Annotated in this window: 12 protein-coding genes; 6 read left to right on the top strand and 6 right to left on the bottom strand. The window is 63.6% G+C overall.

The window, feature by feature from the left end:
- Positions 1-7: 7 nt before the first annotated feature.
- Positions 8-664 (top strand): BON domain-containing protein, encoded by a 657-nt coding sequence (locus tag ACE3QM_RS11695; RefSeq protein ID WP_374422031.1) that lies wholly within the window; start codon positions 8-10, stop codon positions 662-664.
- Between the two features lie 156 nt (positions 665-820).
- On the opposite strand, the gene ACE3QM_RS11690 is transcribed toward ACE3QM_RS11695, so the two are convergent.
- The 5 genes from ACE3QM_RS11690 to amgK all read right to left on the bottom strand — a co-directional run bounded on the left by ACE3QM_RS11690 (position 821) and on the right by amgK (position 4,757).
- Complete coding sequence (locus ACE3QM_RS11690; RefSeq protein WP_374422029.1) at positions 821-1,627, bottom strand: substrate-binding periplasmic protein; 807 nt, start codon at positions 1,625-1,627, stop codon at positions 821-823.
- 201 nt (positions 1,628-1,828) lie between these two features.
- Positions 1,829-2,422 carry a Holliday junction branch migration protein RuvA gene (gene ruvA / locus ACE3QM_RS11685; RefSeq protein WP_048408266.1) on the bottom strand — a complete coding sequence of 198 codons (594 nt, stop codon included), beginning with the start codon at positions 2,420-2,422 and terminating at the stop codon, positions 1,829-1,831.
- 37 nt (positions 2,423-2,459) lie between these two features.
- A complete protein-coding gene (ruvC, locus tag ACE3QM_RS11680) occupies positions 2,460-3,011 on the bottom strand; it encodes a crossover junction endodeoxyribonuclease RuvC (protein WP_048408267.1) in 552 nt (183 codons plus the stop codon).
- Positions 3,012-3,015: 4 nt separating this feature from the next.
- On the bottom strand, positions 3,016-3,723 hold the full coding sequence (gene murU / locus ACE3QM_RS11675) for an N-acetylmuramate alpha-1-phosphate uridylyltransferase MurU (RefSeq protein ID WP_197081362.1): 708 nt from the start codon (positions 3,721-3,723) through the stop codon (positions 3,016-3,018).
- A 2-nt stretch (positions 3,724-3,725) separates the two neighbouring features.
- The gene (amgK, locus tag ACE3QM_RS11670; RefSeq protein ID WP_374422025.1) at positions 3,726-4,757 is read right to left on the bottom strand and encodes an N-acetylmuramate/N-acetylglucosamine kinase AmgK; all 1,032 of its coding nucleotides are present in this window, start codon (positions 4,755-4,757) and stop codon (positions 3,726-3,728) included.
- A 74-nt stretch (positions 4,758-4,831) separates the two neighbouring features.
- On the opposite strand from amgK, the gene ACE3QM_RS11665 reads away from it, so the two are divergent.
- From ACE3QM_RS11665 to ACE3QM_RS11645, 5 genes are all read left to right on the top strand, one after another.
- Positions 4,832-7,105 carry an LPS-assembly protein LptD gene (locus ACE3QM_RS11665; protein WP_374422023.1) on the top strand — a complete coding sequence of 758 codons (2,274 nt, stop codon included), beginning with the start codon at positions 4,832-4,834 and terminating at the stop codon, positions 7,103-7,105.
- A 9-nt stretch (positions 7,106-7,114) separates the two neighbouring features.
- The gene (locus tag ACE3QM_RS11660; RefSeq protein ID WP_231463690.1) at positions 7,115-8,404 is read left to right on the top strand and encodes a peptidylprolyl isomerase; all 1,290 of its coding nucleotides are present in this window, start codon (positions 7,115-7,117) and stop codon (positions 8,402-8,404) included.
- A 2-nt stretch (positions 8,405-8,406) separates the two neighbouring features.
- Positions 8,407-9,390: a 4-hydroxythreonine-4-phosphate dehydrogenase PdxA gene (pdxA, locus tag ACE3QM_RS11655; RefSeq protein ID WP_374422021.1), complete on the top strand. Its 984-nt coding sequence runs from the start codon at positions 8,407-8,409 to the stop codon at positions 9,388-9,390.
- Positions 9,391-9,630: 240 nt separating this feature from the next.
- A complete protein-coding gene (locus ACE3QM_RS11650; RefSeq protein WP_374422019.1) occupies positions 9,631-13,482 on the top strand; it encodes a DUF3683 domain-containing protein in 3,852 nt (1,283 codons plus the stop codon).
- A gap of 168 nt (positions 13,483-13,650) precedes the next feature.
- Positions 13,651-14,199, top strand: a complete 549-nt coding sequence (locus ACE3QM_RS11645) for a cysteine hydrolase family protein (RefSeq protein ID WP_374422017.1) — start codon at positions 13,651-13,653, stop codon at positions 14,197-14,199.
- Between the two features lie 48 nt (positions 14,200-14,247).
- Here the strand turns inward: ACE3QM_RS11645 and ACE3QM_RS11640 are convergent, their stop codons facing one another.
- A complete protein-coding gene (locus ACE3QM_RS11640; RefSeq protein WP_374422015.1) occupies positions 14,248-15,858 on the bottom strand; it encodes a glycosyl hydrolase family 18 protein in 1,611 nt (536 codons plus the stop codon).
- Between the last annotated feature and the right edge of the window lie 315 nt (positions 15,859-16,173).

Genomic DNA, 16,173 nt, shown 5'->3' with positions numbered 1-16,173 from the left:
TGATCCCATGAAAAAAACCACTCTTGCCCTTGCCCTGATGAGTTCCTTGCTGGCCGGCACTAGCTGGGCAGCTCAAGACGCCAGCGCTCCGGTCAATGACCAAGCGCAACGCGCCACCGCCGCCAAAGGCGATGCCAGCGCTCCGGCCGACGACCAGGCTCAACGCGCCACCGCCGCCAAGGGCGATGCCAGCGCTCCGGCCGACGACCACGCTCAACGCGCCACCGCCGCCAAAGGCGATGCCAGCGCTCCGGCCGACGACCACGCTCAACGCGCCACCGCCGCCAAAGGCGATGCCAGCGCTCCGGCCGACGACCACGCTCAACGCGCCACCGCCGCCAAGGGCGATGCCAGCGCTCCGGCCGACGACCAGGCTCAACACGCCACCGCCGCCAAGGGCGATGCCAGCGCCGCGGAAGCCATGGTGGCGGAAGCCGCGCCCAGCGCACCTGCAGCCAACCTGAACCAGGCGGTTCAGGAAACGGTATCCAAGGCTGCGGCCCAAGTCGGCGCCAATATCCAGAGCAGCGTGAAAGCGGGCGAAGTCATTCTGACCGGCACCGCGCCCAGCGAAGAAGCGCTGCGCCGCGTAGCCGAAGAAGCCTCTCGCGTACCGGGTGTGACCGCGGTTCGCACCAACGTCACTCTCAAAGCCGCAGGCTAAACCCCTAGTGTTCATCGGCGCGCTGCCCCCTGGCTCGCTTGCCCTGAGTACAGCAGCGCCGACCCTCGCTTTACCCGGAGTCGTCCCAAGGGACGCACGCAAGTGTGCCCGCCTCCATTCGCCGCCCTTCTGGGCGGCCTTTTTTATTCGCGGACGCTATCGTTTTCCACCGGCCCACACCGCTGCCGCGGCCTCGTCCCTGCTCATATAGCGGCTGATCAGCCGCAGCATGGTGCCGTCGCGATTCATGCCGTCCAGCAGTTGATGCCAGGCCCGGGCTTCGCCTTCGGAAAAACCGCGCTTGTTCAGCACCAGGCTGCGCGGACTTGGCGTCTCCTCGCGCTCCCAGTCAGCCACCCGCACCTTGCCCTCCAAACCATGCAGGCGGATCTTCTGGCGATAAACCATGGGCGTGGAAAAGATGCCGGCGACACGGCGCTGGGCCAGCAATCGGAACAAGGCATCCTCGTCGGCGACCTCGATCAGCCGGCGTTGCACCGCTAATTGGGTCACCAAGGGATCGAAGTAGCGGCTGGTGCTATAACTGCGCACGATGGCCCAGCGGCTGGACGGGGCGTCCTGGATAAAAGCTTCCATGGACTGGATGGAGGCCGATACCTCGGCCGATAGAATCGCGTACTGACGCAACTGGATATAGTTGAAGAACCAGTAAATCCTGCTCCGCTCCGGGGTTTCGATCGCAGAGCCGGTCATGTCCAGCATGCCGGCCTCCAACTCCTGCCAGATGCGCGCGCGCGGCATCACCAGGTACTCGAAACGGCAGCCGCTGCGGCGGCGCAGTTCTTCGGCGACATCCCGGTCCAGCCCTTGGCCGGCGCTATAAAACTGGCCGATTTCATAGAAGGCGAAACGGATGGGACGCGGCGGACACGCCACGCCGCCCTCGGCGCCCGCCCAACAGGCCGCCAGCGCCAAACCGCTCAGCACCATCCATGTCTTCACGATGAACCCGCCTCCCCGCCGCGCCACAGTGTCGCGCCATGCCCGCGCATGGCTCCCCCCACTATAGGCGAGCAGTAAGCGGCTTTAGAAGCCGTTCACGCTCAGCAGTGCCCGGCGAGGCCAACTCAGTGAAAACCGCTTCGAAGAGCACAGATATCGCGAATACCTTCCGCTGCCTCGCCCTTGCCCTCTGGACAGGTGCTAGAACTTCATCAGGCTCTTCAAGGCCAGGCGCACGCCCTCGCTCACCGTCACCTCGGCCGGCAGGCCCTTGATGGCGGCCGCCGCCTCTTTCTCGTTATATCCCAATGCCAGCAGGGCGTTGACGATGTCGCTCTTCTCGTCCGGCGTCGCGGCGAAAGCCAGCCCGCCCGGCGCGGTCAGCGTGCTGCCAGTGGCCAGCTTGCCGCGCAGTTCGAGCACCAGGCGCTCGGCGGTTTTCTTGCCTATGCCAGGCACCGCGGACAGACGCTTGATGTCCTCGCTGGCCACCGCCACCGCCAGTTCATCGGTGGTCATGCCGGAAAGAATGGCCAGGGCGATCTTGGCGCCGATGCCGCTCACCTTGATCAACTGACGGAAAGTCTGGCGATCTTCCTTGCTGGCGAAGCCGAACAGCAGATGAGCGTCCTCGCGCACCACCAGATGGGTGAATAGCGTGGTTTTCTGACCCAGCGCCGGCAATTGGTAAAACGTGGTCATCGGCACATCGACTTCGTAGCCGACGCCATTGACGTCCAGCACCACTTGCGGCGGCAGTTTTTCGATGAGATTGCCGCTCAGGCGTCCGATCATGTTCTGGTTCTTTCTTCAAGCGATAACAGGCAAGCGGCTATACCAGCCGGCCGCCGCGAATTTTCAAGCCGCTCTGCGCCAGTTGGCCCAAGGCGCCGGCGCTGAGGTTGGCATGCGCCAGGGCCACCGCCAGCGCATCGGCGGCGTCGGCCTGCGGCGTGCCGGACAGATTCAGCATCCGCACCACCATGTGCTGCACCTGCTCCTTGGCGGCCTTGCCATGGCCGGCCACGGATTGCTTGACCTGCAGCGCGGTGTATTCCGCCACCGGCAGGTCCCGCAACACCAGCGCGGCGATGCAGGCGCCGCGCGCCTGTCCCAGCATCAGCGTGGCCGCCGGATTGACGTTGACGAACACTTGCTCGATCGCCGCCGCCTGTGGTTGGTAGGTGTCGATCACGCCGAACAGGCCGTCGACGATCACGCGGATGCGTTCGCTCAGCGGCGCGCCTGGCGGCGTGCGTATGCAGCCGGACGCGACATAGTGGCGCTGTTGGCCCAGCAAGTCGATCACGCCGAAGCCGGTGATACGGCTGCCGGGGTCGATGCCGAGAATGCGACGCGCGCCGGGAAGGGATGGAGCCGACATCGCCTCAACCCGGGACGGCGCGCAATTGCGCATCCAGCTGCTGCAATTGCTGCGGCGTGCCCACATTGTGCCAAGCGCCGTTGAAATACTCGCCGCTGGCTCTGCCCGCCGCGATGGCCGCATCGTAAAACGGCCGCATCGGCACGAAGCTGCCGGCCTGGATGGCGGCGAACATGCGGGTATCGTACAGGCCGATGCTGGAGAAGGTCAGCTTGCGCTCGCCGTCCGCCCGCAGCAGGCCATCCGCCGCCAAGGCGAAGTCGCCGCCGGCGTGGAAAGCCGGATTGTCGGTCATCACCAGATGCATGCCCGGTTCAACTCCGCGCTCCAGCGCATCCAAGCGTGGCAGCAGGCGGGCATAGTCGAAATCGGTGTAGATATCCGCCGCCACGCACAGGAAGGCGCAATCGCCCTCCTCGCGCAACAAGGGCAAGGCTTTGGCGATGCCGCCGGCGGTTTCCAAGGGCTCGCCCTCGGCGGAGTAGGCGATGCGCGCGCCAAAGCGCCGGCCATCGCCCAACTCTCTTTCAATCTGCGTGCCAAGCCAGGCGTGGTTGATCACGATATCGGCGAAACCGGCCGCCACCAAGCGCTCGATCTGCCAGACGATCAAGGGTTTGCCGTCCACGGGCAACAAGGGCTTGGGCGTGTGATCGGTCAGCGGCCGCATCCGTTCACCGCGGCCGGCCGCCAGAATCATGGCTTTAGGCATGCTCACCCCTTGTAGCTCAGCACCGGATAGGCCGCTTGCAGTTCTTCGTCAGTCTCATCCTTGCCCACCAGTTGCAGCAGCAACTGATAAAACGGCGCCAGTTCCTGATAACGACGGGAGGTCCGCTTCAGATATTTGATGAAACGCGGAATCTCGGCGCGGTATTTGTCCTTGCCGTCGCGGTGGAACAGCCGCGCGAAAATACCGGCCACTTTCAGGTGGCGCTGCACCCCCATCCATTCGAAATCACGGTAGAAGGCATCGAACTCGGCCGGCACCGGCAGGCCCGCCGCGCGCGCCTTCTCCCAATAGCGGATCGCGATATCCAGCACGAAGGGCTCGTCCCACTCGATGAAGGCATCGCGCAGCAGACTGACGATGTCGTAGCTGATCGGACCGAATACCGCGTCCTGAAAATCCAGGACCCCGGGCTTGCCCGGTGTCAGCATCAGGTTGCGCACAATGAAATCTCGATGCACGAACACCCTGGACTGGGCCAGCAGTACCGGCAGCAAGGCCTGGACCCCGGCGTCCCATAATTGGCGCTGGGCGAAATTCAATGGCTGGCCCAGCTCCTTGGCACAGAACCATTCCGGAAACAGATTCAACTCGCGCGTCAGCAGCGCTTCGTCGTATTCCGGCAACACTCCCGGCTGGCTGGCGGACTGGATTTCCACCAGGGTGTCCAGCGCCTCCAGCAATAGATGACGCCGCACCTGTTCGCGTCCATCGTGTTCCAAGGCGGCCAGATAGGTCACCCGCCCCAGATCCTCCAACAACAGCAGGCCCTGTTCGCGATCACGCGCCAGCAGCTTGGGAACATTGACCATCGCGAAAACGTCGCGCACTTGCACATAGGCATCGGTGCTCATTTTTTCCGGCGGCGCGTCCATCACGATGCAACTCGCGCCGTCCGGCCAAGTCGCACGAAAGTAGCGCCGGAAATCGGCATCCGCGGCGGCGAATTCCAGCCCGATGTCCTGCCCGGGATACAAATCCGCCAGCCATTTCTTGATGAGTTCCTGTCTGTGCATGTCGCTTCGTCTTGGTGCTGATAGAATTGGCTGATTTTATACTGCCCCGCCGCCCCTTAGATATGGCTTTGTGCATGCCCAGAATCAAACCCCATCCGCTAGCCTTGGCGCTGGCAGCCGCGTTTTCGCTGAACCCCGCGCTGGCGCTGGCCGATGAAGACGCGCCGATCGCCCTGCCCACGCCGCCCAAGGCCGAAGGCCAAACCCATGTCACCGCCGACGATATGGACGGCGAAATGAATGTGGAATTGAAAGCGCGCGGCAATGTGGTGGTCACCCGCGACGACCAGAAGCTGGAATCCGACTGGCTGGACTACTACCAGAACAAGGATCGGGTCAAAGCCGGCGACCACTTCAAGATGACGCGCGGCGTCGATGTCGTCACCGGCACCACGCTGGATTACAACGTCGCCGACTACAGCGGCACCGGCATGGACCCGGTGTTCGCGATGGGCAAGCCGGCACCGGCCGCAAAGGGCGCGCCGGCGAGCACCCGCCCGATGAGCACGGTGCCGATGCGCGGCGATGGCCAGCAAGTGGACTTCCGCGGTCAGAATCTATACCGGGTCTACAATAGCCGCATCAATAGCTGCGAGCCCGGCGACGACTCCTGGTATCTGAACTCTTCCTTGCTGGATCTGGACTACGTCAATGGTGTCGGCACCGCCCGCAACGCGCGGCTGAATTTCTACGGCGTGCCCATCCTGTACACCCCGTGGATGGATTTCCCGCTCAACGGCAACCGCAAGAGCGGCTTCCTGCCGCCCACCTTCAAGACCGGCAGCAACGGTACCGAGGTCGCGTTGCCGTATTACTGGAATATCGCGCCCAACTACGACGCGACCATCACCCCGCATTTCAACGACAAGCACGGCACCATGCTGGGCGCGGAGTTCCGCTACCTGCAACCCAACTACACCGGTTCGATCTACACCGAGCAATTGCCCAAGGACAAGGTTACCGACAAGAACCGCTACGCCTGGTATGCGACACATAACCAGACGCTGGCGCCGGGCCTGAGCTTCGGCTACAACGCCAACTACGTCTCCGACCCGAACTACTTCAAGGATTTCGGTGACCGCCTCAGCATCGCCGCCAACGTCAACCTGGTGCGCGAAGCCTGGCTCAGCTACGGCTTTGGCTGGCAGGGCGGTTCGGCCAACGCCACCTTGCGCGCGCAGCGCTACCAGACCTTGCTGGAAAACCCGGCCCCAGGCGATATCCCCTATGCGCGGCTACCGCAGCTGATCTTCAACGCCAACCAGCAGTTGCCACAAGGCTTCAGCGCCAATCTGCAAAGCGAGCTGACCCGCTTCTCGCACCCTACGCTGCAAAACGGTGACCGTCTGGTCGCCTATCCCAGCCTGAGCTGGAGCCTGGACAAGAGTTGGGGCTTTCTGCGGCCCAAGATCGGCGTGCATCTGACCGAGTACCAGTTGGACGCGCTGCCCGGTCAGCAAGCGCGTTCGGTGTCGCGCAGCCTGCCCATTTTCAGCACCGATGCCGGCCTCTACTTCGACCGCGACACCGAGTTCCTGGGGCAGGACCATTTGTTGACGCTGGAACCGCGGCTGTTCTACGTCAATATTCCGACCCGCAATCAGAACAATCTACCCAACTTCGATACCTCGGAAAACGACTTCAACTTCGCTCAATTGTTCACCGAGAACCGCTTCTCCGGTTCCGACCGTGTCAACGGCGCCAATCAGCTGACCACGGCATTGACCAGCCGCCTAATCAGCCAGGAAAACGGCATGGAACGGATCCGACTGACGGTGGGCAAGCGCTACTACTTCAACCAGGACGACATCACGCTGGCCGGCGTGCCACAGCAACGCACCGTCAGCGGCTCCAACCTGTTGCTGGGCGCCAGCGGTGACTTGGCCAAGGGCTGGCGGCTGGACAGCACCTATGAATGGAACGAGGCGCTGAAAACCACCGAGCGTTACAATGCCCAGCTGCGCTACAACCCGGCGGCGGGCAAGGTGCTCAGCGCCCGCTACCGTTATGGCCGCTACGAGCAGCTCGACAATTCCTCGCTCTACGGCCCGCTGCGCCAGGTGGACATCGCCGCGCAATGGCCGATCGCCAAGAAATGGTATGCGCTAGGCCGCTACAACTACTCGCTGGCCGACCGCAAGCCGCTGGAACAACTGGCCGGTTTCGAGTACAACGACGGTTGCTGGTCGGCGCGCATGGTCGGTCAGCGCTATGTCAGCGATCTGACCACCACCAAGAACGCCATTTATTTCCAACTGGAATTCAAAGGCCTGGGCGGTTTCGGCAACAACCCAGTCAACACGCTGAAGCTGGCGATTCCCGGTTATAGCAAGACTAACGACTTATAAGCGATGATCATGAAACAAACTCTGCTCGCCCTGTTGCTGGCCGGTGCCCTGCAAGGCGCCGTCGCCGCTCCCGCCACCCCGGTCAAAGAAGTGGACCGCATCGTAGCGGTGGTCAACAAGAACGTGATCACCTGGCTGGACCTGCAAGCCCGCGTCGACGAAGCGATCAAACAGCTACAGGCTCAGAAAGTGGCGCCTCCGGCGCGCCAGGTGCTGGAAAAACAGATGCTGGAGCAGATGATCACCGAAGAAGTGCAGCTGCAATACGCCGCCAGCGGCGGCCTGCGCATCGATGACGCCGCGGTGGACCAGGCCGTGGCCAATCTGGCCAAGCAGAACAAAATGGATCTGGCCGGCCTGAAAGCGCAGCTGGCCAAGGAGGGCCTGGCCTTCGACAAGCTGCGCGCCGAAGTGCGCAAGGAGCTGACCATCGCCCGCCTGCGCGACAGCGAAGTCGCCGCCAAGGTAAATGTCAACGAGACCGAAGTCGACCAGGTGCTGAAAAGCGCGCAGAGCGGCAACCGCGCCGAATACCACCTGGCTAGCGTCCTGATCAATGTGCCGGAGCGCGCCGATGCCAAGCAGATCGACACCCTGTCGAAGAAAGCGGAGAAAGCCCTGGCGGAACTGGACGCAGGCCAGCCCTTCGCCAAGGTCTCGGCCAGCTACTCCGACGCGCCCAATGCGCTGAAAGGCGGCGATATGGGCTGGCGCAGCGCGGTGTCGCTGCCAGTGGAGTTCGTGCAGATGCTGGAGCAGCTGAAAACCGGCCAGCACACCAATGTAATCCGCACCCAGCAAGGCTTCTTCATCTTCCAACTGCAGGACAAGCGTGACAGCGGCGCGCCGATGATGGTGGAGCAATACCATGTGCGTCACATTCTGATCCGCACCAACGAGGCGGTATCGGCCAATGACGCCAAGACCCGCATCGAACAGGTGCGCGACCGCATCCAGCGCGGCGCCAAGTTCGCCGACATGGCCAAGCTATACTCCGAAGACGGCAGCAACGCCAAGGGCGGCGACCTGGGCTGGGTCAACCTCGGCGACCTGGTGCCGGACTTCGAGAACGCGATGACCCAGTTGCCGATCGGCCAGCTGTCGCAGCCGGTGCGCACCCCGTTTGGCTGGCATTTGATCCTGGTCGAGGGCAAGCGCAATCAGGACGTGTCCGGCGACCGCGAACGGCTGGCGATCAAGCAGCAGATCCGCTCCCGCAAGATCGAACAGGCCTACGCCGACTGGGTCCGCCAGCTGCGCGACTCCGCCTTTGTCGAAGAACGGCTGGACGAGAAGTAGGCATGAACGTCCCGGTATTGGCCATCACCACCGGCGAGCCGGCCGGGGTCGGCCCGGACCTGGCGCTGCGGCTGACCGAAGCCGGCGTCGATGCGCGTTGCGTGCTGATCGGCGACAAATCGCTGCTGGCGGCGCGCGCGCGCCAACTGGGCCTCGCGCTGCCGCTGCATGATTATGTTGCGGACACGCCCGCGCCGACACAGGGACTGGTAGTCTGCCATGTGCCGTTGGCGGCGCCCGTCGTCGCCGGGCGGCTGGACCCGGCCAACGCCGGCTATGTGCTGGCAACGCTGAACCGCGCCATCGACGGCTGCCTGACCGGCGAATTCGCCGCCATGGTAACCGCGCCGGTGCACAAGGGAGTCATCAACGACGGCGGCGTCTCCTTCTCCGGCCACACCGAATACCTGGCCGAGCGCACGCACACGCCCAAGGTGGTGATGATGCTGGCCGGCGGCGGCATGCGCGTGGCACTGGCCACCACTCATCTGCCGCTGCGTGAGGTCGCCGACGCCATCACCCCGGACAGCCTGGAACAGGTCATCCGCATCCTGCACGCTGACCTGCGCGCCAAGTTCGGCATCGCCGCGCCACGCGTGCTGGTGGCGGGCCTGAACCCGCACGCGGGCGAAGGCGGCCATCTGGGCCGCGAGGAAATCGAAATCATCGAACCGCTGCTGACGCGGCTGCGCGGCCAGGGCATGGACTTGATCGGACCCTTGCCGGCCGACACCCTGTTCAACCCGGACAAACTGGCCGGCTGCGACGCGGTGCTGGCGATGTACCACGACCAGGGCCTGCCAGTGCTCAAGCACGCCAGCTTTGGCGCCGGCATCAATATCACCCTGGGACTACCCATCATCCGCACCTCGGTCGACCACGGCACCGCGCTAGACCTGGCCGGCAGCGGTCTTGCTCATCCGGGCAGCCTGTTCGAAGCCGTGCAGCTGGCCCAACGCCTGGCCCTCAACTCCTCCACGCGCTGATGCTCATCTAGCCGGCGGCCATTCTGGCCGCCGGCAGCTCACGCAGCGATGTCCCACCCAGCCCTATCCATTCCTCCGAAACGCTGCCGCCATGCACCGCCCAGAGACGGTAGGACAATATCCAATCTCCGCAATATCTTGAAGTAAAGAGGGAAATCCCTAGCGAATACGGGTTTTTCGCAACGCAACAATTGGGCTACACTGGTGGACGTTTTTCCAATAATGACAGCTGCACGGACAATGACCACCACCACCCAAGCCCGTGTGCGGGAGATCCCGTACAACTACACCTCGTACTCCGATCGCGAAATCTTCATCCGCCTGCTGGGCGAGCCGATGTGGAAACTGCTGGAGGAGCTGCGCGCCGAGCGCAAGACCGGCCGCTCCGCCCGCATGCTGTTCGAGGTCTTGGGCGATATCTGGGTGGTGGACCGCAACCCCTATCTGGTCGACGACCTGCTGGACAATCCCAAGCGGCTGGCGGCCTTGGTGGACGCGATGCGCCACCGGCTGGCCGAAGTGGAAAAACGCCGCGAAGGCAATGACAAGGTGGGCAAGATGCTGACCGCGGCGCGCGCCGCCGTCGAGCGCTTCGCCGAACAGTTCGAGGATACTCGCGAGCTGCGCGCCAAGATCCTGAAGAAGCTGTCCCGGCTCACCCGCCGCGACAATATCCAGTTCGACGGCCTGTCCCGCGTCGCCCACGTCACCGACGCCACCGACTGGCGCGTCGAATATCCGTTCGTGGTGCTGAGCCCGGACAGCGAGGCCGAAATCGCGCCGCTGGTGCGCGCCTGTATCGAGCTGGGCCTGACCATCATTCCGCGCGGCGGCGGCACCGGCTACACCGGCGGCGCGGTGCCGCTGGACCGCATGAGCGCGGTGATCAACACCGAAAAGCTGGACCGCCACCTCGGCGTCGAACAGATCGAACTGCCCGGCCTGAACGGCCTCCGCGCCACCATACAATGCGGCGCCGGCGTGGTCACCGCCCGCGTCGCCGAGGCCGCCTCCGCCGCCGGCCTGGTGTTCGCGGTGGACCCCACCTCGGCCGAGGCCTCCTGTATCGGCGGCAATATCGCGATGAACGCCGGCGGCAAGAAGGCGGTGCTATGGGGCACCACGCTGGACAACCTCGCCAGCTGGAAAATGGTGGACGCCAACGGCCAATGGCAGTTCATCGAACGCCTGGAGCACAACTACGGCAAGATCCACGATGTCGACGTCGCCCGCTTCCGCGTCAGCCAGCTCAAGGACGACGGCCAGACCGTGGTGTCCAGCCGCCAGCTGGACATCCCCGGCAGCGCCTTCCGCAAAGTGGGCCTGGGAAAGGACGTCACCGACAAATTCCTGGCCGGCCTGCCCGGCGTGCAGAAGGAAGGCTGCGACGGCATCATCACCAGCGCCCGCTTCGTGCTGCATCGCATGCCCGCGCATATACGCACCGTCTGCCTGGAATTCTTCGGCACCGTGGCCGAAGCCACGCCGGCCATCGTCGAAATCACCGATCTGTTCAAGCCCGGCGGCACGGCGCTGGCCGCCGGCGTGCAGCTGGCCGGCCTCGAACACCTGGACTGGCGCTATGTGCGCGCGGTGTCCTATGTGACCAAGGCCAAGAGCAAGGGCCGACCCAAGATGGTGCTGATCGCCGACCTGGTGTCGGACCACGAGGACGCGGTGGCGGAAGCCGCCAGCCAAGTGGTGCGGCTGGCCAACGCGCGTCACGGCGAAGGCTTCATCGCCATCACCCCGGAAACGCGCAAGCGCTTCTGGCTGGACCGCAGCCGCACCGCCGCCATCGCCAAGCACACCAACGCCTTCAAGATCAACGAAGACGTGGTGATCCCGCTGCCGCGGCTGGGCGATTACAGCGACGGCATCGAACGCATCAATATCGAGCTGTCGATCCAGAACAAGCTGCGCCTGCTCGATACCTTGACCGAGTATTTCCACGGCCGGCTGCCGGTGGACAAGCTGGACACCAATCTGCCATCGGAAGAACTGATCGGCGACCGCCGCGCCTCGGCGCTGTCCCAGCTCGCCATCACCCGCGACCGCTGGCAGTGGCTGTTGGAACACCTTGACCGTCCCTTCCACGAATACCGCGAGCGCTGGCCGCACGCGCCGCTGGAAGACGCCGCGGCAACGCCAGCCTCGGTGTTTCACGCGCTGCGCGACATGGTCGTGCGCGTCAGCTGGAAGCGCGAAATGCAGGCCGAACTGGAGCAACTGTTCTCCGGCAACACCGACGGCCCCATCCTGGCCGCCATCCGCGCCATCCAGCAAAAAGTGCTGCGCAGCCGCGTGTTTGTCGCGCTGCACATGCATGCCGGCGACGGCAACGTCCACACCAACCTGCCGGTCAACTCCGACGATTACGAGATGCTGCAAAGCGCGCACAAGGCGGTGGAGCGCATCATGGCGCTGGCGCGCTCCTTGGGCGGAGTGATTTCCGGCGAGCACGGCATCGGCATCACCAAGCTGGAATTCCTCAGCGAGGAGGAAATCGCCCCCTTCCGCGCCTACAAGCAGCAAGTGGACCCCAACGGCCACTTCAACCGCGGCAAGCTGCTGCCCGGCGCCGACCTGGCCATGGCTTATACGCCGTCCTTCTCCTTGCTGGGCGCGGAATCGCTGATCCTGGAACAATCCGACATCGGCGCGATCAGCGATTCGATCAAGGACTGCCTGCGCTGCGGCAAGTGCAAACCGGTGTGCTCCACCCATGTGCCGCGCGCCAATCTGCTGTACTCGCCGCGCAACAAGATTCTCGGCGTCGGCCTGCTGACCGAGGCCTTCCTCTACGAAGAGCAGACCCGCCGCGGCGTCAGCCTCAAGCATTTCGAGGAATTGTCCGATGTCGCCGACCATTGCACGGTCTGCCACCGCTGCGTCAAGCCCTGCCCGGTCAAGATCGACTTCGGCGATGTTTCGGTGGCGATGCGCAACTTCCTGCGCAAGACCGGCAACAAGAGTTTCAACCCCGGCACCGCCGTCGGCATGGCCTTTCTCACCGCCAAGGACCCGGCCACCATCAAGGCCCTGCGCACCAGCCTGGTCGGCGTCGCCTACAAGGCGCAGCGGCTGGGCAACGCGGTGGGCAAGCGCCTGGGCTTGATAGGCTCCCAGACCCGGCAACCGCCGGCCACCGTCGGCAAGGCGCCGGTCAAGGAGCAGGTGATCCACTTCATCAACAAGCCCATGCCCGGCGGCCTGCCCAAGAAAACCGCGCGCGCGCTGCTGGACGTGGAAGACGCCAGCATCGTGCCCATCATCCGCAACCCCAAGCTGTCGGAAGACGCGGAAGCGGTGTTCTACTTCCCCGGCTGCGGCTCGGAGCGCCTGTTCAGCCAGGTTGGCCTCGCCACCCAGGCCATGCTGTGGCATGTCGGCGCGCAGACGGTGCTGCCTCCCGGCTATCTGTGCTGCGGCTATCCGCAGACCAGCGCCGGCTATCAGGACAAGGGCGACGCGATCACCACCGAGAACCGGGTGCTGTTCCACCGCGTGGCCACCACGCTGAACTACCTGGACATCAAGACCGTGGTGGTCAGCTGCGGCACCTGCTACGACCAGTTGTCGCAATACCGCTTCGAGGACATCTTCCCGGGCTGCCGCATCATCGACATCCATGAATACCTGATGGAGAAGGGCGTCAAGCTGGACGGCGTCGGCGGCCAGCAATACCTGTATCACGATCCCTGCCACACGCCGATGAAGGCCTATCAGCCGATGAAGGTGGTCAACGAGCTGCTGGGCGGCGGCGTGGCGCTGTCAGACCGCTGCTGCGGCGAATCAGGCACCTTCGCCGCCAGCCGGCCGGACATCGCCACTCAGGTGCGCTCGCGCAAGGAAGAGGAAATCAACAAGAACCTGCAGGCACTGACCGGTGGCGCCAAGCCTGCCCAGCCAGTGAAGATCCTGACCTCCTGCCCGTCCTGTCTGCAAGGCCTGTCGCGCTACAGCCCGGACACCGGCACCGAAGCCGACTACATCGTGGTGGAAATCGCCAAGCATGTGCTGGGGCCGAACTGGTTGAAGCAGTATGTGGATCAGGCGCGCGATGGCGGCATCGAACGCGTGCTGCTGTAAGAACCTGTTTACGATCTGCTGCGCGTCGGCGGGATGGATAGAAATGGGCGTTGAAACCAAGCTCAGTGCTCATGTACCACCTGTACATTCCGCTTTTTCGCTCGTTTCCGCCTTGTCTCGCCTTAGCTCGCAAGATCGTAAACACGTTCTAAGGTTGGAGAACAACCCATGGGCAATAAAGCGTTGATCATCATCGACGTGCAATACGGCCAGATCGAAGGCCAGCCCCGCGCCGGCCGCGCCGACGCCGTGCTGGCCAATCTCAACCGCGCCATCGCGCTGGCGCGCCGCCAACGCATGCCGGTGATCTTCATCCAGCACGACAGCGGCCCCGGCAGCGATCTGGCGCGCGACAGCGAGGCCTGGCAGCTGCATCCGGCGCTAGCGCGGCAGGATGGCGATGCCGTGGTGCACAAACGCTTCAGCGATAGCTTCCAGCACACCACGCTGACCGAGCTGCTGCGCGGCGACGATATCGACGAGCTGTGGCTGGCCGGCTCCGCCACCGAGTTCTGCGTGGACAGCACGCTGCGCTCGGCGATGTCACAGGAATACAGCGTGACCCTGATCGCCGACGCTCACACCTGCAAACCACGACCTCAACTGAACGCGGAACAGGTGATCGATCACTTCAACTGGGTCTGGTCCAATCTGGACGAAACGCCCAAGCCCTTACGCGTGCGCGGCATCGCCGAGTTGGAAAGCGGCGCGGCTTAAACGAAAACCGCCGGGCACGCCCGGCGGTTTCTCTTTGCTGCTTCCTTGTTACTTCAACGGCGATGCGGCCGAGGCCTTGGCCGCCGCCTTCTTCTTGGCCGCGGCGGCGTCCTGACGCACTTCGCTGGTGGTCTTCAACAAAGTGCCCTGGGCGTCGTCGCCGTCCAGGGACCAGCTGAACACCCCGCCCAGTTGCTGCTGACGCACATAATCCAGCTTGGTGCGGATGGTGGCCGGGTCGTCGTAGCTCCAGAACTCATTGCCGTCGTAAGTCCACAACTGCTTGCTGACCGGATGCACGAACTGCTTGGCGGAACGCGTCTTCAGCACCTTGTAATCCTCGATGCCGGCCTCGTAAGTGCCCTTGCCGGCTCCGGTCGCCACTTGATACAGGCCATCGCCCTTGGCTCCCGCCGCCACGCCGGCCCAGCCGCGGCCATAGAACGGGATGCCCACGTTCAGCTTGGCCTTGGGCACGCCGGCGGTGACCAGGGTCTGGATCGCGTCGTTGACGTTGTAGTAGACGCGGTCGCCAGTCACCGGCGCGGCCGGATCGCGGAACAGATTGGACTGGAAGTTGGTCGGCCCCTTGGCGTCCCAGCCGCCGTTGAAGTCGTAAGTCATCACATTGATCCAGTCCATATAAGCCGCGTACTTGGCCGGCTCGGTCTGGCGGATCTTGTCGACGCCGGAGCCAATCGCCGCGGTCAGGTAGTAGCGGCGCTTGTTCTGCGCGGTCAACGCGTCCAACTGGCTGCGGAATTCCGCCATCAGCAAGGTGAAGTTCTGCTTGTCGTTGGGATCCACGCTATTGCTCGGCAAGCCGCCGCCGCCCGGGTATTCCCAGTCGATGTCGATGCCGTCGAACACGCCCTTGGCCGCGCCGGCGCCACCGGCATTCTCGCCTACCGGCAGATTGCCTTTCAGATACAGATCGATGCAGGACGCGACCATGGCCTTGCGGCCGGCGTCGCTGGCGGCGAACTTGCCGAAGTTTTTCGACCAGGTCCAGCCGCCCAGCGAAATCAGCACTTTCAGCGAGGGGTTGGCCAGCTTCAGCTTGCGCAGCTGATTGAAGTTGCCGCGCAGCGGATCGCTCCAGCTATCGGCCTTGCCATCCACCGACTCATTGGCGCCAAAGGATTTCTGGTAATCGGCCCAGGCATCGCCACCGTCGCCATTACCGTTCTCGGCGCGAGTCACCATGCCGCACTTGCCGTCGGCGTAGACATTGCCGAAAGCGTAATTCAGGAAGGTCAGCTTCTTATCGCCGCCTGCGTCCACCAGATTGCGCAGCTTGTAATTGCGGCCGTAAATGCTCCATTGCGCAAAATAGGAGCCGACATGGCGGCCCACGGTCGGCGTCGGTTCCGGCGGCACGCCGGTGCCCGGACCCGGGCCGGGATCGCCGCCGCCGGGTGTGCATTCGCTGGCCGGCCGCTCTTCCCACGGCCCCCATTGATCCGCGCCTGGTTGATTGTTCTGTGTCCACCATTTGGCGCGCCAGGTCTTGTTGGCGTGCAAGGCGTAATCGCCGCCGTTATAGGTCTGCGCACCGCTCCACGCATTGCAGGCCGGCGCGGCGAATACCACCGCGCTGCTCAACAACAAGCCGGCTCCTCCAAACAGCGCCGACAACGTCAACGAAAGCTTCGACATTCGGACCTCCTCAATTCTGTCAGTGATCACGGCAGCGTCATGCTGTCCTCGCTGCAGCACCGCAAGCCGGCGTTTTAGTTCGGACATGTGGTATTACAGTGGTATCAGATTCGAGCAATCACTCCACCGCTGCCAACCCAAATTTCACCAACCTGTCCTTAATAACAGTTAAAACAGGTCAAAAGTATTGCCTTACGTCGCCAACAATACAGCCGGCTCCAACAAGCCGGAACAAGCCTGAATTTAAGTGAATTTCAATGAATTTAACGCAAGAACCACCATAGGCAAGGTGGAAATGGGAGTCTTCCAGCAGGC

Source organism: Chromobacterium sp., from assembly GCF_041912965.1.
GTDB lineage: Bacteria > Pseudomonadota > Gammaproteobacteria > Burkholderiales > Chromobacteriaceae > Chromobacterium > Chromobacterium aquaticum.
This window is presented reverse-complemented; position numbering and strand designations above follow the sequence as displayed.

What these genes read in the sequence shown, in the direction of transcription:
- ACE3QM_RS11695 (WP_374422031.1), top strand. Translation starts at nt 8, where the DNA reads ATGAAAAAAACCACTCTTGCCCTTGCCCTGATGAGTTCCTTGCTGGCC.
- ruvA (WP_048408266.1), bottom strand. Translation starts at nt 2,422, where the DNA reads ATGATCGGACGCCTGAGCGGCAATCTCATCGAAAAACTGCCGCCGCAA.
- ruvC (WP_048408267.1), bottom strand. Translation starts at nt 3,011, where the DNA reads ATGTCGGCTCCATCCCTTCCCGGCGCGCGTCGCATTCTCGGCATCGAC.
- murU (WP_197081362.1), bottom strand. Translation starts at nt 3,723, where the DNA reads ATGCCTAAAGCCATGATTCTGGCGGCCGGCCGCGGTGAACGGATGCGG.
- amgK (WP_374422025.1), bottom strand. Translation starts at nt 4,757, where the DNA reads ATGCACAGACAGGAACTCATCAAGAAATGGCTGGCGGATTTGTATCCC.
- ACE3QM_RS11665 (WP_374422023.1), top strand. Translation starts at nt 4,832, where the DNA reads ATGCCCAGAATCAAACCCCATCCGCTAGCCTTGGCGCTGGCAGCCGCG.
- ACE3QM_RS11660 (WP_231463690.1), top strand. Translation starts at nt 7,115, where the DNA reads ATGAAACAAACTCTGCTCGCCCTGTTGCTGGCCGGTGCCCTGCAAGGC.
- pdxA (WP_374422021.1), top strand. Translation starts at nt 8,407, where the DNA reads ATGAACGTCCCGGTATTGGCCATCACCACCGGCGAGCCGGCCGGGGTC.
- ACE3QM_RS11650 (WP_374422019.1), top strand. Translation starts at nt 9,631, where the DNA reads ATGACCACCACCACCCAAGCCCGTGTGCGGGAGATCCCGTACAACTAC.
- ACE3QM_RS11645 (WP_374422017.1), top strand. Translation starts at nt 13,651, where the DNA reads ATGGGCAATAAAGCGTTGATCATCATCGACGTGCAATACGGCCAGATC.
- ACE3QM_RS11640 (WP_374422015.1), bottom strand. Translation starts at nt 15,858, where the DNA reads ATGTCGAAGCTTTCGTTGACGTTGTCGGCGCTGTTTGGAGGAGCCGGC.